The 20,718-nt window shown below is 51.1% G+C and carries 14 protein-coding genes; 9 read left to right on the top strand and 5 right to left on the bottom strand.

What is annotated here, in order from left to right; genetic code table 11:
* Window positions 1-14: 14 nt before the first annotated feature.
* The gene (locus tag JW953_17795; protein ID MBN1994556.1) at window positions 15-1,685 is read right to left on the bottom strand and encodes a peptide ABC transporter substrate-binding protein; all 1,671 of its coding nucleotides are present in this window, start codon (window positions 1,683-1,685) and stop codon (window positions 15-17) included.
* Window positions 1,686-2,180: 495 nt separating this feature from the next.
* On the opposite strand from JW953_17795, the gene JW953_17790 reads away from it, so the two are divergent.
* The 4 genes from JW953_17790 to JW953_17775 all read left to right on the top strand — a co-directional run bounded on the left by JW953_17790 (window position 2,181) and on the right by JW953_17775 (window position 8,418).
* Window positions 2,181-4,025: a glycogen/starch synthase gene (locus tag JW953_17790; protein ID MBN1994555.1), complete on the top strand. Its 1,845-nt coding sequence runs from the start codon at window positions 2,181-2,183 to the stop codon at window positions 4,023-4,025.
* Window positions 4,026-4,287: 262 nt separating this feature from the next.
* A complete protein-coding gene (gene gap / locus JW953_17785) occupies window positions 4,288-5,292 on the top strand; it encodes a type I glyceraldehyde-3-phosphate dehydrogenase (protein MBN1994554.1) in 1,005 nt (334 codons plus the stop codon).
* A gap of 544 nt (window positions 5,293-5,836) precedes the next feature.
* Entirely contained in the window at window positions 5,837-7,090 is a 1,254-nt protein-coding gene (gene rho / locus JW953_17780) for a transcription termination factor Rho (GenBank protein MBN1994553.1), read from the top strand.
* Between the two features lie 251 nt (window positions 7,091-7,341).
* Window positions 7,342-8,418: a peptidoglycan DD-metalloendopeptidase family protein gene (locus JW953_17775; protein MBN1994552.1), complete on the top strand. Its 1,077-nt coding sequence runs from the start codon at window positions 7,342-7,344 to the stop codon at window positions 8,416-8,418.
* 77 nt (window positions 8,419-8,495) lie between these two features.
* Here the strand turns inward: JW953_17775 and JW953_17770 are convergent, their stop codons facing one another.
* Together JW953_17770 and JW953_17765 are read right to left on the bottom strand one after the other, a co-directional pair.
* Window positions 8,496-9,830, bottom strand: a complete 1,335-nt coding sequence (locus tag JW953_17770) for a hypothetical protein (GenBank protein MBN1994551.1) — start codon at window positions 9,828-9,830, stop codon at window positions 8,496-8,498.
* A complete protein-coding gene (locus JW953_17765; protein MBN1994550.1) occupies window positions 9,827-11,275 on the bottom strand; it encodes a hypothetical protein in 1,449 nt (482 codons plus the stop codon). The genes JW953_17770 and JW953_17765 overlap by 4 nt, the downstream gene beginning before the upstream one ends.
* A 168-nt stretch (window positions 11,276-11,443) precedes the next feature.
* Between JW953_17765 and JW953_17760 the strand changes: the two genes are divergently transcribed.
* On the top strand, window positions 11,444-11,962 hold the full coding sequence (locus JW953_17760; protein ID MBN1994549.1) for an adenine phosphoribosyltransferase: 519 nt from the start codon (window positions 11,444-11,446) through the stop codon (window positions 11,960-11,962).
* A gap of 12 nt (window positions 11,963-11,974) precedes the next feature.
* On the opposite strand, the gene glgB is transcribed toward JW953_17760, so the two are convergent.
* The gene (gene glgB / locus JW953_17755) at window positions 11,975-13,918 is read right to left on the bottom strand and encodes a 1,4-alpha-glucan branching protein GlgB (protein ID MBN1994548.1); all 1,944 of its coding nucleotides are present in this window, start codon (window positions 13,916-13,918) and stop codon (window positions 11,975-11,977) included.
* A gap of 378 nt (window positions 13,919-14,296) precedes the next feature.
* Between glgB and JW953_17750 the strand changes: the two genes are divergently transcribed.
* From JW953_17750 to JW953_17740, 3 genes are all read left to right on the top strand, one after another.
* Complete coding sequence (locus JW953_17750) at window positions 14,297-14,890, top strand: hypothetical protein (GenBank protein MBN1994547.1); 594 nt, start codon at window positions 14,297-14,299, stop codon at window positions 14,888-14,890.
* A 103-nt stretch (window positions 14,891-14,993) separates the two neighbouring features.
* Window positions 14,994-15,725 (top strand): ubiquinone/menaquinone biosynthesis methyltransferase, encoded by a 732-nt coding sequence (locus tag JW953_17745; GenBank protein MBN1994546.1) that lies wholly within the window; start codon window positions 14,994-14,996, stop codon window positions 15,723-15,725.
* A complete protein-coding gene (locus JW953_17740) occupies window positions 15,722-16,465 on the top strand; it encodes a class I SAM-dependent methyltransferase (GenBank protein MBN1994545.1) in 744 nt (247 codons plus the stop codon). The genes JW953_17745 and JW953_17740 overlap by 4 nt, the downstream gene beginning before the upstream one ends.
* 252 nt (window positions 16,466-16,717) lie before the next feature.
* Here the strand turns inward: JW953_17740 and JW953_17735 are convergent, their stop codons facing one another.
* The gene (locus tag JW953_17735) at window positions 16,718-17,188 is read right to left on the bottom strand and encodes a response regulator (protein ID MBN1994544.1); all 471 of its coding nucleotides are present in this window, start codon (window positions 17,186-17,188) and stop codon (window positions 16,718-16,720) included.
* 277 nt (window positions 17,189-17,465) lie between these two features.
* Between JW953_17735 and JW953_17730 the strand changes: the two genes are divergently transcribed.
* Window positions 17,466-20,717 (top strand): transglycosylase domain-containing protein, encoded by a 3,252-nt coding sequence (locus JW953_17730; protein ID MBN1994543.1) that lies wholly within the window; start codon window positions 17,466-17,468, stop codon window positions 20,715-20,717.
* Window position 20,718 lies beyond the last annotated feature (1 nt).

Raw genomic sequence — 20,718 nt, 5'->3', positions numbered from 1 at the left:
CCTCATCTCAATTTTTAATGTTCAGCAATTAAGATATGTTGAAACTTTGGTACCTTGATTGGCGGAATCTGGTAATTTTGCACATAGGGTTTTACCAGCCAGTTTTCCACGTCAAAGGTCAATGGAATCCAGACGGCGTCGTCCAGGATGAGCTGTTCGGCCTGTTGGTAGAGGGCCAAACGCTCGTTAGCATCTTGGGCGCCTCGCGCCTCGTTCAGCAGAACGTCCACGGCCGGGTTGCTATAACCGCCGTGATTCTGGGCGCTATCAGAATGGAAGAGAATTTCCAAAAAATTCTGCGGGTCAGGATAGTCCGCAATCCAGCCGAGTTGGTACATTTGATAAGGGCTGTCGGGCCGGTTCAAATCTTGCAAAAATTCGGCCCAGGGCAGTTCTTCTACCTCAATCTGTAATCCCAGGTTTTGTTCGTAAGATTTAACCAGGGCTTCCACAATATCCCCCGCGCCGCTCACGTGCAAGGTTATTGGCGGCAACTGGGCTACATCGCCGTAGGATGACTGGGCAATTAATGCCAGGGCGCGTTCTGGGTCAAACTCATAACCTTTCAGGTCGGGATTATCATAGTCCGGCATGCCGGGCGGCACAATGCCGTTGGCCACGGGCACGGTGCCTCGATAAATGGCTTTGACCACCCGCTCTTTGTCCAGCCCCAGGTTAAGGGCCTGGCGAATTTTAACATCATCAAAGGGGGGCTGCCTGACATTAAAGCCAATGTAAAACACGCTCAAGGCGTTGGTTGACACAAATTCGCCGCTAACGGCGTTATTGGGGTCTGTAACCCGGGCATAATCCGACAGGCTTACGGGTATAATATCGTAGGTGGCTTTGTCGGGCAATTCCAACGCCTCCACAATTTTTGGAGGAAATCCTTTTTCGTAGCCTGTTCTCAAATCAACGGGCACATTCACCAGGTAAAGTACGCGGCCCAGCACCGGCTGGGGGTCTCGATAGAAATTTTGGTTTTTTTCCAAAACAATCAGATTGGGATTGGGTAGCGATAGTTTAAAAGGCCCGCTGCCGTTCGGTTCGGTGAACCAGGTGGGGCCGCCCATTTCAACGTTCTCCCGGTCCAACACGTAAGCGGTGGGATAGGTCATTTTGGCCAGAAAGAAGCTTTTGGGTTCATCAATGGTCAGTTGAAGGGTCAGGTCGTCAATTACGACCACGCCGGCCACTTCATCGGCTCTATCTTGTAATTTATCCCGGCAGCCCACAATGTCGCCCAGGTAGGTATCGGCAGTGTAGGAACGAGTGGCCGGGTCGCAGGCTCGCTCAAACGACCACTTAAAATCTTGGGCGCGGACGGGTTTGCCGTCCTGGAATTTGGCTTCGGGTCTGATGTTGAAGGTGTATACCAGCCCGTCGTCGGAGATTTCGTAACTTTCGGCCAGATCGGGGATCAGGTTTAAGGCAGGATCGTAGGCCATCAGGCCGCTAAAAATCTCTACCACGTACTCAGCCGAGGTGGCGTCGCCGCTCAGGTGAGGATCAAAAGTTGGCGGATTGCCTCCCGGCAAAATCAAAACCTGCTCTTTGGCCAGATTTTGATCAGGTTGGGTTTCTTTAGTTGTATCTGTGGCGGTTTCTTCGGTTTGAGGGGTTTCAGAAGCCTCATTGTTGGTCGCAGATTCGTTAATAGCGGCCGGGTTGTCATCACTGGGCAAGGAACCGCCCCTGTTATCAAAAGCTTCTGTCGCTGCTGGAGGGGCCTTTTGGTCACTCTCAATACCGGGAACACCTAAACCACAGGCAAGGCTAAAACTCAGAAGCATAACTACAAAGAGAAAAATCAAACGCTTCTGGTATAGCAAACATACGATACCTGGCATACTTATCTCCAAAGGATCAGTCGTTGACCCCCCTCCGTAGTTTATTAAACTGTTGTCGCTTTTCCAGAGAGGGATATTTTCAGGTTGGCTTGGGTCTGGCCGATTTGCCATTTAGTTAACAAGCAGAAAAGCGAGAGTTATTTTACGTGAATGGGAGCAAATGTCAAGCATTCTGACATAAAATCAGGTTTGAGGGACCCAACTGACAAACCCCATAGATATATTCTATTGTACCTTACTTGGTCTCTGAGTCAATTCAGATGGCAACTTGCTCCCCCTCATATTCGTGGTAAAATTTTAACAGTTAAGCCTCAACTGCGGAGTCCCAAAATGCCCAAAACAAATCAAAAATTACGGGTGGCCATGCTGGCCTGGGAAATTGGTCGAAGCGCCAGCGGTCTGGGGGCCAAAGTGGGCGGCCTGGGGGTGATTGTGGAAGAGCTGCCGCCGGAGTTGGTGAAAGCTGCCACCAAACAGGGCCTTGATCTGGAGATTGAAACGCTCAGCCCCTGCTTTGCCCATTACGACAAAAGCCAACTCACTAAACTTGAGCTGCGCCTGCCCGTTACCCTTGAAGGACATACTTTTGACTTTGAAATTTACCAACACGTTTTTCCCGACGGCCAAAAGGTTGTTTACTTTTGGGACGAGTGGCAACTTCACTGGACCCATGCCAATGCCATCTACCCCACCGATCCCCAGGTGGCGCTCAAACTACATGCCGCTGTCTGCCAGGCGATGGCCGGTTACATTAAGCAGGGCAATTTTGATACTATCCACCTGCATGACTATCATGTCGGCCTTGTCCCCTTTTATTTGGGCGATGATTATCTGAGCGAGGTGCCGGTTCATTTCACCATTCACAATGCCACCTACCAGGGCATCATCCCCCTCATTGGCGGCGGGTATAATTCTCTTAACCGGATCAACCTGCCCGGCGAAAAACTGTTCCACAAATATTTTGACTTTTTTGATAACCTCAACCTGATGAAAGCCTGCATGCTCAAAGTGCATGAAACCGGCGGCAAAATCACCACCGTTAGCGGCGATCTGGCCGGAACGTGGGGCTACGCCGCCGAACTCCGCGAAAGTCACGACACGCTTTGGCACCGGGCTTATGCCCAAAAAGGCAGCCCGCCGGGCGAGGTGTTTGTGCCTAACCGCCACCTTGAACTTTTTGAAAAGTTACCCGTTGCCGGCATCACCAATGGCATGAGCGACCGCAATCGCGCTGAAAATCTGCCGGAACTTAAGGCCAAAGTGCTGCGCCAAATGCAAAATAAGCGCGGCCCCCAGAATCCCATTTTCCAAAATCTCACCACCCAGGCCGAAATGCTGGCCCGCGACCATACCTTTGATGTGGACCATTTGCCGGTGAAGGCCGAGCTAAAACGGCTGCTGCACCTGGAAACATTTGGCGCCGAACCGCAAGGGGATCCGGTTTTGCTCACCGCCGTCGGGCGGTTGGTTGAGCAGAAAAATCTGGGCCTAGTGGCCGACATTATTGAGCGCACCCTGGCCTACGATACCGGCGCTAAATTCATCATCCTCGCCTCTGCCCCGGATGGGGATGCCGGAGGCAAGGCCAGCGAGATGAATTTCTTCCGGCTGGCCCATCTCTATCCTGGCCGAGTTTATTTCAACAATACCTTCAACCTGCCCCTGTCCAAACTCATGCTGACCGGCGGCGATTTTTGCCTTATTCCTTCCCGTTTTGAGCCGTGCGGCCTGGTAGATTACGAAGCTTCGCTGGTGGGCAATGTTGTGATTGGCCGGGCCACCGGCGGCCTGACCAAAGTGCGCCACTGCGCCTATCTGTATGAATGGCTTGACATCAGCGACCGGGCGGGCGAGGCCGACGCCTTTTTCTGGCAAATCAAGGCCGCCCTCGATACCTATCGTCACCAACCCGCCCGTCATGCCGAGATGGCCCAAACAGCGATGCGGATTGAGGCCAGTTGGGATACTTCCGCCGGCCAATATGTTGAGATGTACCGTTACGGCCTGTTGGTCAAAAAATGGCACGTTGAGCGCCAGCAACTTATAGAGAAATTCGCCAAATGGCTCAAAAAAGATCGAGCCATGTTTGCCGAATTTTTCATCCCCGGCCAAGATGAATACCGAGATAATTTTGATTGGATATTAAAAGCGGCGCTGGAACGTAAAATCGGTTAAATTGCCGGCCCGGCCAACCAAGTAAAAAGAGTCATAACTTTCTTTGACTCTCTTGGCTACATCATTTATAATGGCGGCTGGTTAAATTACAGCAGTTGCACGTTGCCCCCAGGCGAGGATAAGCTTCGCCCCTTGTGCGTCACTTCTACGATAGAAGATTAACCGCATCAGTTCTAAAATTCCATTTGTTGCTAATTGGCATTACAGTTGAATATTTAACTTAAACATATTACCCTATTTAAATGTTGGAGGAACATTTACAATGACAACAAAAGTTGGTATTAACGGATTTGGCCGCATTGGCCGACAAGTGTTCAAAGCGATCCGCGACACCTATCCTGACACCCTGGAAGTGGTTGCGGTCAACGATATTGGCAACGTGGCCACCATGGCTCACTTGCTCAAATACGACTCAAACTATGGCAAGTTTGACGGTAATATTGAAGTGGTTGAAGACGGGCTGAAGGTAGATGGCAAACTGCTCAAAGTGCTGGCCGAGCGCGACCCGGCCAAGCTGCCCTGGGGCAAGTTGGGCGTAGACATTGTGGTCGAATCTACCGGCATTTTCCGCGACCGGGAGGGAGCCGGCAAACACCTGCAAGCCGGCGCCAAGAAGGTCATTATCAGCGCCCCGGCCAAAGGCGAAGATTTGACGGTGGTGTTAGGCGTGAACGAAGAACAGTATGATCCGGCCAAGCATCATATTGTGTCCAACGCCTCCTGCACCACCAACTGCCTGGCCCCGGCGGCCAAAGTGGTCAATGATAAGTTTGGCATTGTCAAGGGCTTGATGACCACCATCCATGCCTACACCAACGACCAGAGCATTTTGGATTTGCCCCACAAAGACCTGCGCCGCGCTCGCGCCGCCGCTATGAGCATTATTCCTACCACTACCGGCGCGGCCAAAGCCGTGGCTCTGGTTATTCCTGAACTCAAGGGTAAGTTTGATGGTTATGCCCTGCGCGTGCCCACTTCCACGGTGTCAGTGGTTGACTTTGTGGCCGAGGTGAAAAAAGAAGTTACTACCGAAGAACTCCGCGCCGCCCTGAAAGAAGCCGCAGCCAAGAGCAAAGTGATGGACTACGTGGAAGAACCGCTGGTTTCCATAGACTACAAAGGCAACCCGGCGTCCAGCTCCATTGACGCTGAATTTTGCCAGGCCCTTGGCGGCAATCTGGTAAAAGTGGTCACCTGGTATGACAACGAGTGGGGTTACTCCTGCCGCACCGCCGACCTGGCCGATCTGATGGCGAGCAAGCTCTAAAACTCTAAAAGTCATCTGCCCAATCAGGAGTGAAAAAGGACATCTTTTCATTCCTTCTCGAATTATTCAGGAGTGCGGAATCCATCCCGCACTCCTTTCGTTTTTGGTCAAAATGGAGCCGCATCTTTGTGTTGAGTTTAAGTTGACGGCATTAAGGAAAAATGTTATAATTTTGTTTGAGATACGGCATAAGTTAGACACTCCGCACAGTTTTGTGCAACTTTAGTCCCTATTCCCCCAACCCAAAAATCTTTATAAGGCTCTGATTTCTCTGAATTATTAATTTGAAAAAATACTTTGGCAGCATCCCCTAAATTACCACTAAATGGGCTTGTCGGTATGCACTTAAACTTGTTTGGCGGCCTCACTTAAGCAGTCGGTCGCCAGACAGTGAAGCGATAAATGTTGTCCCTGTAACTTTATGAACTCTATCTGGCAGAAATGGCCCTGCAGGGGCTTAAAACCTATAGTTTTTACTGTTAAATACAATAACAAAAACCGCAGTTGATAACCTTTCGTCAACACATTTTCTGGAGCTTTTATTATGAATATGGCTGAACTTGAAGCCAAGACTCTTGAAGAATTGAGAAGTCTGGCTAAAGAATTTGAAGTTTCTGGGTACACCAAGCTCAAAAAGAGCGATCTGGTTTTAAAAATATTGAAGGCCAATGCCGAGGCTCAAGGTTTTATTTTTGGCGGCGGCGTGTTGGAAATCATCCAAGATGGGATAGGGTTTCTCCGTTCGGTGGATTTATTGCCCGGGCCGGAGGATATTTACGTTTCGCAAAGCCAAATCCGGCGGTTTGGCCTGCGTACCGGCGATATGGTGATTGGACAGGTGCGCCCACCCAAAGATACGGAAAAGTATTTTGGCTTATTGCGGGTGGAAGCAGTTAATGGGCTTGATCCTGAAGCGGCCAAAAAACGACCGATTTTTGAGCGATTAACCCCCATCTTCCCGGAAGAGCGATTAAAGCTGGAAACCCGCAAAGATATCCTCTCTACTCGTTTGCTAGATATGTTAGCTCCCATTGGCCGGGGGCAACGCGGTTTGATTGTTTCCCCACCTAAAGCGGGCAAAACTACCATTCTCAAACAAATTGCCAATGGCCTCACGGCCAATCACCAGGATTTGCACATGATGGTCGTGCTTATTGGCGAGCGCCCCGAAGAAGTAACCGACATGGATCGTTCTGTAGAAGCCGAAGTGATGGCCGCCACCTTTGACGACCCGGAAACCTCACAAACCCGCGTGGCCGAAATGGCCCTGGCCAAAGCCAAACGTTTGGTTGAGGGAGGCCGCGACGTGGTAATTTTGATGGACTCTCTAACCCGTTTGGCCCGGGCCTATAACATGGTGGTGCCGCCCAGCGGCCGCACCCTCTCGGGTGGGATTGACCCGGCGGCGTTATATCCCCCCAAGCGGTTTTTTGGCGCAGCCCGAAATATTGAGGAGGGAGGTAGCCTGACCATCATTGCTACTTGTCTGGTGGATACGGGTAGTCGCATGGACGATGTGATCTACGAGGAATTCAAAGGCACGGGTAATATGGAAATGCACCTTAGCCGCAAACTCTCCGAGCGTCGTTTCTTCCCGGCCATTGATATTGAGCGCTCCAGTACCCGCCGTGAGGACCTCCTGTTATCGCCGGATGACCTATCCCGGGTATGGACGCTGCGCCGGATGATTACGGCCGTGGGCGGCGGCACCGAAGCCACCGAAATGGTTCTGGAACGTTTGCCCAAAACGGAAAACAACACCGAATTTTTGGCCACCCTTAACAAAGAAATCTACTAAGGGGTCTATCTCAATTTAGGCCGTAAGTAGTAGGGACAGGACATTGACCTGTCCCTACCGCCAAAATTTTGGGCCGCACCCTCTACTAAGGCTTAATTTGACGCCCCCCGGATAAGTGATTATTATACTTGTCTGTTTACGGGTGTCTGTAAGCATAAACCTGATTGGCTGAGAAGAGTCTTATGCAACCCTCCGTGGTCAAAAAACAGTTTAACACCACTTCAGACCCAGCCTCGTTTGGTGAGGCGCCAATGATAAACTCCTATCGTCGTTTGCAAAACATGGTGATTTTGCCCTTCCAGAAGTTGATCCGTGATGATGCCCTGTTGCGCCGTGTCTCAACTCATCTCATTGTTATCCTGCTGGTGGTGGTGGCCGTTGGCTTGAGTAATATTCATTTCTCCACGAGCAATGCTGTTCGTTCTTTCAAACAAGAAGCCGTTGTCGAGGAGCCGGTTGTGGCCCCGGTAACCGCAGAAGAAAGCGCGCCATTGACGCTGCCGGCCAGTTTGAACAGTGTTGAAGATGACGTACTGGTGCGGGCAGTTGTGCCCCATACAATTATCCCGGACCGGACCAAAGAAGAAATCACAACCTATGTAGTTGAATTTGGCGATACTGTTTTTGATATTGCCTTCAGATATGGTTTAGCCCCTGAAACCATCATGTGGTCTAACCCCAGCCTGGGCGATAACCCGGACTTGTTGCGGGTAGGCCAGGAGTTAACTATTTTGCCGGTTGATGGCGTGTACCATCAAGTAGGGGGAGATGATACCCTTGAGGGTATTGCTGCCACTTACAAAGTGGAACCAGCCGCAATCATTGACTATTTTTTGAACGAGTTGGATCCCGACGAGCCGATTATTCAACCGGGACAATGGCTGGTGGTGCCCGGCGGCACCAAGCCTTATGTGCCCCGCACGGTAACGGCTTATAGCGGCCCTGTGCCTGAAGATGCTACCAAAGGAACGGGTATATTTGGTTGGCCGGCCAGCGGCTCGATTACGCAGGGCTATTGGGGAGGGCATCGCGGTTTAGACATAGGTGGTTGGTTAGGCGCGCCGATTACGGCTTCGGACTCCGGCCATGTGATAGCGACCGGTTGGGATGACACCGGCTACGGCTATGTGGTGGTTATTGACCATGGCAATGGTTTTCAAACCCTGTATGCTCACTTGCAAGCCTATTACGTGGAAGCAGGCGATGATGTAGCCAAAGGCCAGACCATTGCCGAAATGGGTAGCACCGGCAACTCCACCGGACCGCACCTGCATTTTGAAATCAGACAAGGTACTGTTCAGCGTAACCCCTATGGATTTTTGCCATAAATTTTCTGCCCCTTGAAAAAATTAAAAAGCCATCCCCCTACAGGATGGCTTTTTTTGTTGAATAAGTGATGTTTGCCTTAAACAACCTCTTCTCGACTGGACCAAGGCCGGTAAGTTCGCCAGCGTTTTTTAAGGTAGAGCCGGCTCTCTTCAAATTCCACGGCTTGGGCCGCTATGGTGCCTTCACGGCCTACCAAAGAGAGGCCGGCTATTTCTTGCCAAAACGCGGCTAAACGCCCCTGGTAGATAGGAAATAAGGCACTGACAATTTGATCCGGATCATCCTCGCCTTTATTAAAAACCACGGCAAAATCATAAATTATCCGCGCCCACAAATCCGAAGGGAAGTAGAAGCGGTCCGGGGGAAGCGCGGCCAGGGCTTCCAGGTGAGTTAAGTTGTCGGCGGTGAGGATGCGTTGCCACAAGGCTCGATACTCTATCCAGCCCAGGGCCAAATCGTCAAGTAACGGGGTGGGGTCTTGTTCCGGAGTCGGATTTGAGTTAACGGCGGTCATAAATTCGGTGAGGGTGGACAATGAATAAAAATTGTCTACCTGTTTCCAGGATTTTCTATAATCGTATACCAGGCGGAGCATAACGCTGACGACGTTTTGGAATTGAAGCTTGAAGCGGGCGTTGAGCCGTCCGGCTCGGCTCTTATCCGCAGGGGTCCGTGGCATATCTAAAGATAGGTCAAGCGAGGTTTGTTTTGTTCCCAACGCAGTTTGGGCTACCCGCCAATGGTTCAGGAGCGCATATGTAGACAACCAGGGTGACAAACCAAAGGCCGCCACCTCGGTTTCCCAAACATCCTCATCCAACAGCGCAGTAGCCAACTGAGGCGAAAGGGCAAAATCAGGGGCGGCGGGGTGGCGTACACTCCATCCCCATAGGGCGCGGAAAAGCGGATAGGCAATCAAATCGCTCAAAATACTGCCGGGCGCCAGCGATGACCATTGATAGCGCGGCATAACTAAATCAGCTTTGTTTTCCAGGATCAAATGAGCCAACCCGGCTATCCAGTTTGGGGTAATGGTTTGGGTGTGGCTATCTAAAATAACAATTGCTTTGGCATCCAGGGCCAAAGCTGCATCAAACAAAGCGGCAATGGCGCTGCCCTGGCCTAATTGACCCTCATATCGGCCTGTGACCACCAGGCCATGATGACCGTTGACCGAGGCCTGGGCTGCGACCAGGCGACGGGTGGTCGCTTCAAGGCCCACATCGGCATTAACCAGTACGCTACGCAAGTGGGGATAATGTTGATCGGCTCCCGCTAAAGCAACACGCGCCACGTGCACTGCATCTTGGGTGTTTTTATGAGTAGGCAGACCAATCACCAAATCAGCTTCACCGATTGTTTTGAGTTGGCGCTGCGCGCCGGGGCGCAGCATGGGATGATACATCTTCATTGGGCTAAAGCATCAACGGCTGTGGCGGTTGCTTCTTCGGGCGTGGCTTCTCCACTGATAACTTGTTGAACCGCTTGCTGAATAATACGTCCAACCCGGTCGTAGCCAGCAAAGGCAGGTTGAGGCTGGGCCGTGTTCAGTTGTTCGGCCAAGTATATCCAGTAGGGGTCGTTTCCGGCAAGTTGGTTGAAAGCTGTCTCCCGGGTTGGGATTGAGTGATTAATGGTGTTCCACGTAGCATTGTTACTGGTTGACATGAATGACTCAATTAAGCGCAAAGCGTCTTTTTGGCGCTCGACATCATCGGTTACTAAAACCAGAGTCCAACCATGCATAATGAGCACGGGGGAGACACCTTCTTTTGGCACGGGCAAAGGGGCAAATGAGGTGTTCTTGAGTAACTCGCGGTCAATCAGATATTGGCGAACACTGATTTGAGCAATACCGGCTTTGGCTTCAAGGTAAATCGGCCAGAGTTCCTCGGTGGTGGCTGCTTCCAGCGCAGATGCGTCAATAATATCATTCGCCATAGCCTGTTGGTAAAAGTCCAGCACAGCTCGTAAAGCTCGCTCATCAATAGTGGGCGCGCCCTGGTCGTTGAGTAGTTTGCCGCCTGTAGAGAGATAGAGAGAAAGGGTGGTGTCGTTGACCAGGCCATTGACTCCTTTAGCTGGAAACAGGTAGCGGGTGTTGCTGCTCAAAACGTCTGACCACAGCACCAGGGGGGCGGTAAACGTACGGGTATTATAAACCGTATGTTCCATTTCTATGCCCAAGGGAACACCGACCAGGGTATTATTGATGGTTCCCATCTTCCGCGCGGCCGGCAGTAAGTCTTGCGCAATAGAACGGTCTAGCTTGCCGCCAAGTGGCTCAATCAAACCTTCTGTGTAAGCCTGGTTGAGGTCGGTGGTATTGAGTACGGCTACATCCGGTAAGATGGTCGGCGCAACCTCTCGAGAAGTCCTTAAAAAATCTAAAACGCCGCCTTTGCCGCTTGGTTTCTTGAGAATCATTTCAACTTTAAGATCAGGGTTGACTCGCCTGAAGTTGCGCAGGCTGTTGCTGATAAAATTACCGATTTCACCTTCGGCCTCAGAAGAAATCGTCTCAATGGTCCACACGGTTAGGGTTAGGGTAGAGTCTTCCGGGGTAGTGGTAGGGGTTATGGTAGGCGTGGCCACAAGCGTAGGGGTTCGATAAGGCCGGGTGGTGGCTGTAGTCTGAACGGGGGGAGTGTTTTGCTGGGTGTCGGTGGTAGCCACCGGCAGTTGACAACCTGAGATAACAATCAAAGCCAGACCTGCGGCCAGGGCAGTGATCAAACGAACCACCCTGCCGGTAGAACGGGAGGATGGACGGGAATAACCCCTGCCAAGTTTCTGTCTTGTTTGCCTCAGGCTCAAGGCCTGGTAGAGCATTTGCAAAGAAAAGTGGTCAGCCATATCATTTCCTTAAAATAACATCAGGGTTGGGATTTATTATACCACAGACAGACAAATTTATGACACTTGCTCATTTCAGGGGATTTTGCTAGAATGGTGCTCTTTTGTAGCCCAGTTTTAATCATACCCAGGCCATGATGATCATACAGACAAAAGAGGAGCACTACAATGGATTTAGCAAGCACTATCCGTAGCGTACCAGATTTTCCCATAGAGGGTATTTTATTTTATGATATTACAACCTTGCTCAAAAACCCGACTGCTTTTAAGGAAAGTGTTGACCAACTGGTTCGTCATTATCGGGAGGCGGGGGTGGATGTAGTAGCGGGGATAGAATCCAGGGGCTTTATTTTTGGCGCGCCGCTGGCTTATCAGTTAGGCGTTGGGTTTGTGCCGGTGCGGAAGCCGGGCAAACTACCCGCCGAAACCACCGCCGAAAGTTACGAGTTAGAGTATGGCACAAACACCATTGAAATCCATGTGGATGCCGTTGAGAAGGGACAGAAGGTTTTGGTTGTAGACGACCTGCTGGCCACGGGCGGCACGGCCAAAGCCACCTGCAATCTGGTTGAGAAATTGGGCGGCGAGGTGATAGGCGTAGCCTTTGTCATCGAGTTAAACTTTCTCAAGGGGCGAGAGAAGCTACAGGGTTATAACGTTTTCTCGTTGCTCCAATATAACGAATAATGCTGTACTGCTTTAGCCCTTCAGTTTAAGCATAATGGTGGCCAGAGGTGGTAGCGTAAGCGAGAGTGATTGGGCGTGTCCATGCATGGGCACGCTTTCTGTTTCTCGACCCCCTTCATTGCCTACGTTGCTGCCCCAGTAGAGGGTCGCATCGCTGTTGAGGATTTCCTGGTAGTAGCCGGGCCTGGGCACGCCGATGCGGTAATTGTGGCGCGGCACAGGGGTAAAGTTGCTGACCACCACGATGAACTCAGCGGAGGACCTGGCGTTACGGATGAAGGCAAAAACGCTGTTGTCGCTATCGTTGGCGTCAAGCCAGGTGAAGCCGGTCCACTCAAAGTCGTCCTCGTACAAGGCCGGCTCATTTTGATAAAGGTGATTTAAGTCCTTAATAAAACGTTGCACGCTCTGGTGATTGGGCGCTTGCAGAGCTTCCCACTCCAGGCTGGTGGTAAAGTTCCACTCCTGCCACTGGCCGAATTCGCCGCCCATAAAGAGTAATTTTTTGCCGGGGTGTCCCCACATAAAGCCGTAGTAAGCCCGCAAATTGGCAAATTTCTGCCACTCATCCCCCGACATTTTGTTGACCAGCGAACCTTTGCCGTGGACCACCTCGTCGTGCGAGAGCGGCAGAATAAAGTTTTCATTAAAGGCATATAGCAGGCTAAAGGTCATGTCGTTGTGATGGTATCTGCGAAAAACGGGATCTTTGCTCATATATTTGAGGGTGTCGTGCATCCAGCCCATGTTCCATTTTAAGCTGAAGCCCAGGCCGCCCATATAGGTAGGCCGCGAGACCATGGGCCAGGCCGTGGACTCTTCGGCAATGGTCAGCACCCCAGGGAAGACGCCATGCACTACTTCGTTGACTTTGCGTAAAAAGCTGATGGCGGCCAGATTTTCGCGCCCGCCGTATTCGTTGGGTATCCATTGTCCCTCTTCGCGGGAGTAGTCAAGATAAAGCATCGAAGCCACCGCGTCAACCCGCAAGCCATCAAAATGGTATTTGTCGAGCCAAAACAGGGCATTGGAAATTAAAAAGGCGCGGACTTCGTTGCGCCCGTAATTAAAAATGAGCGTGCCCCAATCTTGATGCTCCCCCTGGCGGGGGTCGGCGTGGGAGTAAAGATGAGTGCCGTCAAAATAATTAAGCCCCGCACCGTCTTTGGGGAAGTGGGCCGGCACCCAATCCAAAATCACCCCAATCTTGTGTTGATGGCATTGGTCAATAAAATACATTAAATCTTCCGGCGGGCCAAAACGACTGGTGGCCGCAAAGAAGCCAAGCACCTGATAGCCCCAGGAAGCGTCCAGGGGATGCTCAGCAATAGGCATTAGCTCAATGTGGGTGTAGCCCAATTCCTGCACATAAGGGATTAATTCGTCGGCCAATTCCCGGTAGGTCAGGTAGCGGATGCCCCATTGTTCATCGGGCACTTTGCGCCAGGAGCCAAGATGGACTTCGTAGATAGACATGGGGGCGTCAAAGGCCTGGTGTTTGGCGCGATGGCTGACCCAATTGCTGTCGCCCCATTGGTAGCGACTAAGATTGACCACCACTGAGGCAGTTTTGGGGCGTTGTTCAATGGCAAAACTATAGGGGTCGGTTTTATCAAAGCTCTCGCCGGTTTGGGAAACAACGCGATATTTATATAGCGCGTATTCCTCTAAGCCCGGCACAAATAGCGTCCAGATGCCGCTGTCGCTGGAGTGCATGGGGTGGCTTTCGCCATGCCACCCGTTGAATTCGCCCATCACATAAACCTGCCGGGCGCTGGGCGCCCACACGGCAAAATGGACGCCTTTTTGATTGTTCAATTCAACCAGGTGGGCGCCCATTTTTTCGTAGGTTCGTTCATGCGTGCCTTCACCCAAAAGGTATTTATCAAAATCCGTGAGCCATTGGGTGGGAGTAGTTTTAACTTCTTTGGCCGGACTCGTTTTTTTCTTGGTCATCTTTTTTATCCCCTCTAACAGGATACGCGATCTTTGGACATAATTAACGTTGCTTAACCTTTAACCGATATTAACACATTCCGTAAATAGGGGCAATATCGGGAGGGGGTCTGTTTTAAATTGGCCCGGCCTATTTCAAATTAGCCCGGCCTATTTTGCAAACTAAGAGATTTGTAGTAAAATCTCCCCAGTTTGCGTAGAGATTGCGTAGGCCAAATGGCTTAGTGATAATTGCCAAACGGTACGCAATCATGCTATAATGACCTTAGTTTGATAGATAAGGGTTGTGTAGAAATTACCATACGGCTCAGGGAACAGTCGGTAATTTTAGAAAAAACAAAATAACCACTTCAACTAAAAAAGAGGAAGGAGCGCGTTATGACGGTCATAACCCAAAGACAACAACATCCTCAAATTGTTTCCAGGCCGCGCCGCCGGGTCAAATCAAAAAGAGCGCAAAAAAGTAATCAGCCGGGTTCACTGGTAATTTCCAGCTTAAAGGCCAGTTTAGTGGGCGGAATTTGTATTTTGCTTTTGATGTTAATCAGCCTGATTCCCTTGCAGTTTTTGGCCTGTCTGGTGGTGCCCGGTTTTTTGGTGGCCTGGTTGAGCACCGGAATGTTGGCCGGCATTTTGGCCGGGGATAAGGTGCAGAGCAGTTATCAGGGCGGCAAGGTGGGCTGGATGGCCGGTTTTTGGTCGGGGGTGTATGGCGGCATTATTGCCATGATCTTGGCCGCCGTGGGGGTGTCGGTGTTGGGGATTCCCATTGTTAATTTTGGCCAGGGCATTGTGAACCAATTTACCCCGGAGCAGTTGGAAGGTTTGGTTAGCTATGGCCTGTCTACCGATATTATTGCTTTGGGCGGGCGTGTTTTTGGAATGTTTCTCATTGTGGGTGTCATAGGTTCTTTGATCTCCGGGCTTTTTAGCTCGCTGGGGGGGATGATTTACCCCAAGCTGAGCAGTTAGTTGATTTTTCTCAGAAGAATTTTAAGCCCCCGATGAGCGGGGGCTTTTTTGTTGCTGTTTTTAGAAAATTGACAATTGCCGGTTGTTTACCGATAATGAGGCCATGACTTTCACTTCCCCGGTTGAAAAAAAACAATACGTTAAAACTATGTTCGCCCGCATTGCCCATCGGTATGATTTAATGAATCGGCTAATGACCGGCGGGCAGGATGTCCGCTGGCGGAGATTGTTGCTTGAGCAAGCGTCATTATCGCCCGGCGGCAGGCTGTTAGACATTGCCGCCGGCACCGGCGACATTACTTTTATGGCCCTGAAACAATACCCTCATCTGGCGCGCGTTGTTGGGGCGGATTTTACCTTGCCCATGCTGCATGTGGCCCAACAGCGCCGGCGGAAACAAAGGTGGTCAAACCCAAAGTTGGCCGAGCTATTGAGTTGGAGTGGAGCCGATACGCTTCATTTACCCTTTGCCGATAATGCGTTTGACGCTGTGGCCAGTGGGTTTTTGCTGCGCAACGTAACCAGCGTCTCCCAGGCCCTGGCCGAGCAAAGACGAGTCTGCCGGGTTGGGGGACGGGTTCTGATTTTGGATGTTCCGCGCCCGGCGGATAATTTATGGGGCAGTGTATTTTGTTTCTATTTTCACCACGTTGTGCCTCTCCTGGGCGGCTTCATTACCGGCCAGCGAGATGCCTATAGTTACCTGCCCGCTTCCGCCGACGCCTTCTTACGTCCCGCTGAATTGCAAGTTGAAATGGAAAGCGTGGGGCTGCGGGAGGTAAAATATACGCTGCTAATGTTTAAGACCGTGGCCTTGCATGTGGGGGTCAAATGACCAATTCTGCTGGATTCCCCAAAGCCGACGAGCGGGGCGTGCCCAGCTTGGTTTGGCGGGCCGGGCAGAATCGCCGCCTGGCCATGATTAAAGCGGCGGCCGGGGAACGCCTTTCGGGCCGGAGCAAAGTTTTGGTTGATGGTTGTGGCGTGGGGCTGTATCTCCGGGTGTTGCGGGAATTTACGCCCAACGTAGTTGGGCTGGATATTGAACCGGAGCGCGTCGCCGAGAGTTATGGGTATTCTCCTTTGGCGCATGTGGCTGCCGGAGAAAATTTGCCCTATCCGTCCGGCTATTTTGATTTGGTTTTGAGTCATGAGGTCATTGAGCACGTCCAAAACGATGCCCTGTGCGTGGCTGAAATGGTTCGGGTGCTTAAACAGGGGGGGCGCGCCGTTATCTTTTGTCCCAATCGTCTTTATCCGTTTGAAACACACGGCCACTACTGGCGTGGGCAATACCATTTTGGCAACATGCCCCTGCTCAACTATCTGCCGGATAGGTTTAGGCGGAAATTGGCCCCGCATGTTCGCGCCTATACTATTGGCAACCTCAGACGGCTTGTCGCCAAACTGCCGGTGACTATTATCACGCATACCCAAATCTATCCCGGTTACGATAACGTGATGGCTCATCGCCCGGTCCTGGGACGTGTTTTGCAGCGAGTTACCTACGTTTTTGAAAAAACACCTTTGCGTATCTTTGGCCTATCTCACTTGTTGGTGATAGAGAAGAAATAAAATTGTGGGGCAAAAGTTGGCTAAACAACGGCCTAAAGTGGGGTAATTTTCATCCAAAATTTAGGGACATCGTCTATTATTTTACGAGGAGATTGTGTTCTTGACCAGCCACTCCCGGCGAATGACCAACCAAGTATTATCGTTCGTCGTTCCTTTTTCATCGAGGATGCGGCAGCGCCGGTAAGAGTAAGGGGAAACAAAAAAACAGACCGTTTGGTCTGTTTTGCAGGATTACAGGCCAGATCAAAAGAATCACTCTTCTTCTTCTTTTTCTTCTTCTTTTTTTGCGGTTGCTTTTTTGTTTTCTCCCCTAACTCTAATATGGGCGGTTTTTTGAGTTAATACGACTGTTCCTATCTCTAAACACCGGTCAATAATCTCGGTTAAGTCGTCGGGTAAAACGGTTTTGATTAAATAATCATCGGCGCCGGCTTCCAGGGCCTCATCAATAAGCGCCTGGTCTTTGTAGGCCGAGAGGACCAAAATAGGAACATCTTTAATCGCTTCAATCTGGCGCAGTTTTTCAATAGTTTCCGCGCCACTCATCTTGGGCATCATCATATCCACCAGGATGAGGGCCGGACGCCAGGCTCGGGCCTTTTGAATACCTTGCGGCCCGTCATCGGCTGTAATCACATCGTAGCCGGCCCGGGCCAAAACAAAGGTGAGCATGCGTTGCGTATCAGGGTTATCTTCAATACAAAGAATTCTAAATTTTGACACTGGAACCTCTTTTAACGCTCATTATTCTACCACAATGGTAAAATCATGTAAACAAGTTCAATGCCCTAAATTCAACATTTTAAGCATACACAATTGCGCCGACTTTTACAAACTATGAACCCGTGTTTATCCAGTTTTTTGACCCGTCGAAAAGTATTTTTTAACTTGCTCAACCTCTTCCTTTCTGCTACCATGCCGTTTCAACGGTAGACTGGTTGTTTTCTCGAGCCGGTGTGCCGTTTTTGTTGAAGTTCAGTTGTTTTCAGGATAATGCCTCATGCAAGCCAGTCGAAAAGTGATGATTACCCGTCGTCGCCGGCGGCGGGTGCAAGAACAAAAACCGAAAATTCTGCTGTATGTTTTGAGCCTGGGATTATTGCTTGTGGCCCTGGCGGTGGCCGCAATTTTTATCTCTTTCCTGACCAGTGTTGGCGCAGCGTATGCAGTTTATGATAGTTTTGCCCAACAACTGCCCGACCCCACCTCTATTGAAACCGAGCAGGAAGATTTTGAAACCACCAAGATTTATGATCGCACCGGCCAGGTGTTACTCTATGAGATTTTTGACCCCTTATGGGGTGACCGCAACTATGTTGAATTGAGTGAAATTCCTGAATTTTGCCGCGATGCCACGATTATTCTGGAAGATAAAACTTTCTATGAAAATCCCGGCTTTGACCCCGAGGGAATTGGCCGCGCCTTTGTGCAAAACTTGCAAGGCGAGCAGGTTCAGGGCGGCAGTTCCATTACCCAACAGCTCATCAAAAACATTTTGATTGACAAAGAAGAACGCACCCAACTTTCTTACACCCGTAAACTGAAAGAAGTGCTTCTAGCTGTTGAAATTACACGTCGTTTTGACAAGGACCAGATTCTGGAATGGTATTTTAACACCAACTCTTATTTTAACTTAGCCTACGGCATTGATGCGGCGGCCCGCGTTTATTTTGACAAACCCGCCAGCGCCCTAACTAAAGCCGAATGCGCTATGCTGGCCCCTATTCCTCAATACCCCTACCTCAACCCCATTGACAATGCGGAAAAGGCCAAGTATCGCCAGCTTATCACCTTAAACCGGATGGTGGAAGAAGGCGCCCTGACCCGCGCAGAGGCTGATGAAATCTACAAAGAAGAGATGCAGGTCAAAAAGATTCAAGAGCGATTTAATATTGTGGCCCCTCACTTTGCGGTGCATGTGCGCAAGGAACTTGAGCGTACGCCCGGCAAATATAACATCAACGACCTTGGCTTGATTTACCGGGGCGGCTTAAAAGTCTATACTTCCCTTGATCTGGACTTGAACAAAAAGGCTCAGGAAATTGCGGCCAACCATATCCAAGAGTTAAAGGACAATAACCACAATGCTAACAACGCCTGTGTTGTTTCCATCCGCCCCAAAACCGGCGAGATTCTGGCCCTGGTTGGCAGCGTAGATTATTGGGATGAGCAGAATGATGGCAATGTCAACGTCTGCACGGCCGACCCTGGCCGCCAGCCCGGTTCGTCCTTCAAACCTTTTAATTATACCACTCTTTTCTCCCAGGGCGTGTACAATGCGGCCACCATGGTCATGGACGTGCGCCAATCCTTTCCTGACGACCCCAACCCGCCCTACGTGCCGGAGAACTACGACCGCGAATATCACGGTCCGGTGCGTTTGCGTAACGCTCTGGCCAACAGCTATAACATTCCCGCCGTGTGGGTGCTGCACAAAGCCGGCATCAAAAACGTGATCGCCACCGCGCACCGGATGGGCCTGACCACGCTCAACGCCGATTATTATGGCCTGGCCCTCACCCTGGGCGGGGGCGAAGTGAAGCCCATTGATATGGCTTACGCCTTCAGCGTAATGTCCAATTTAGGCATCATGGCCGGCCAGCCTGTGCCTGAAGTAGACCGCCGGCCCGGCCATCGCACCTTGGACCCGGTGGCTATTCTGCGTATTGAGGACAAAGAGGGCCATATTATTTACGAATACAAAGAGCCAACCACCGAACAAATCCTTGACCCTGCCCTGGCTTATCTTATGGTTGACATTCTTTCCGACAACACCGCCCGAACCCCTGCCTTTGGCGCGAATAGTGTTTTGAAACGTGATTTTGAGGACCGGCCTATTGCGGCCAAAACCGGCACCACCAACAACTTTAGAGACAACTGGACCGTAGGCTTCACCCCCCAACTGGCCACAGCCGTGTGGGTGGGCAACAACAACAATGAAGAAATGAAAGATGTGACCGGTCTTTCCGGAGCAGCCCCTATCTGGCACGATGTGATGCTTTATTACCACCAAGACAAACCGATTGAGTATTGGCAGCGTCCCCGGGGCCTGGTGGACGTGCAGGTTGACGCAGTCTCCGGCCTGTTGCCCGGCGACCACACCGAGCGCACTGTCACTGAAATTTTTCTGGAAGGCACCGAACCCAAACAAAAAGACAACGTGCATCAGGTTTTCCGGGTCAACCGCGAAAACGGAAAATTGGCTACCGTCTATACCCCCCCGGAATTGGTAGAAGAGCGCGTGTATGAAATTTACCCGCCGGTGGCCAACGATTGGGTGCGCGAGAACGACATTCCCCAACCACCCACCGAATACGACGACAGCACCGGTCCGGCCATCAACCTGGGGCCGGTAGCCGTAATCAATCCGCGTCCGTATGAGTATGTCAAAGGTGGGGTAGTGATAACGGGCAATGCGCAACTGGACGGCTTTCAATTGTATCGCCTTGAATACGGCCAGGGTCTCAACCCGGCTGAGTGGCGGCAACTGGGCGGCGACCACGGCAGCCCGGTTGAAGGCGGCCCGTTGGAATTTTGGGATACCACTGTCGAGGAAGAAGGTCTATATACCCTGCAACTGACCGTAGTCAGGGGCGACCAGAGCGTTGAGCGTAAGGCCGTGCAAGTTACGGTTGACAACACCCCCCCGGAAGTTGAAATCATCAACCCGGAGCCGGAGCGCGTTTACGTGTTGGAAGATGACGAATGGATCAATTTGCAGGTTGACGCGCTTGACAACTTCTCCATGAACCGGGTTGAGTATTTTATGGACAATCAGAAAATTGGCCAAAGCACGGTAGACCCCTATACCCTGCGCTGGAATCTGGTTTTGTCCGACACCCAGGTTTTTTGGGAAGCGCCGGTTACGCAAAGCGTGGTCATTACCCAACCCGATGGTTCAATCATTGAAACCGGCGAATTTTTTACCGTAACCCACGTAGTTACGGTCACTACACCCATTACCGACCCCGAGGAGTTAGCAGCGCTGCCCCCCGATGAGCCGGCTGAAAAAAAGATTGGCTATCAAAAAGTCTATTCCGATGGCTGGACCATTATCAGCACCACCCTGGGCTATACCGAGTCCCACCTGATTCACGTGGTGGCCTACGACTCGGCGGGGAATGAAACCAAAACCGAACCAATTCGGGTCTTTATCACTCACGAGGAAGAAGAGGAGAAGGAGGAAGAAGCCGCTGATAAACCTCAAGGGTTTGTGCTACCTCCCCTCCGTAATCGCGTTATCAGGGGTTAGA

Source organism: Anaerolineae bacterium, from assembly GCA_016931895.1.
Taxonomy (GTDB): Bacteria; Chloroflexota; Anaerolineae; order 4572-78; family J111; genus JAFGNV01.
Note: the sequence above shows the minus strand (reverse complement) of the source record. Positions and strands in the feature narration are given on the sequence as shown.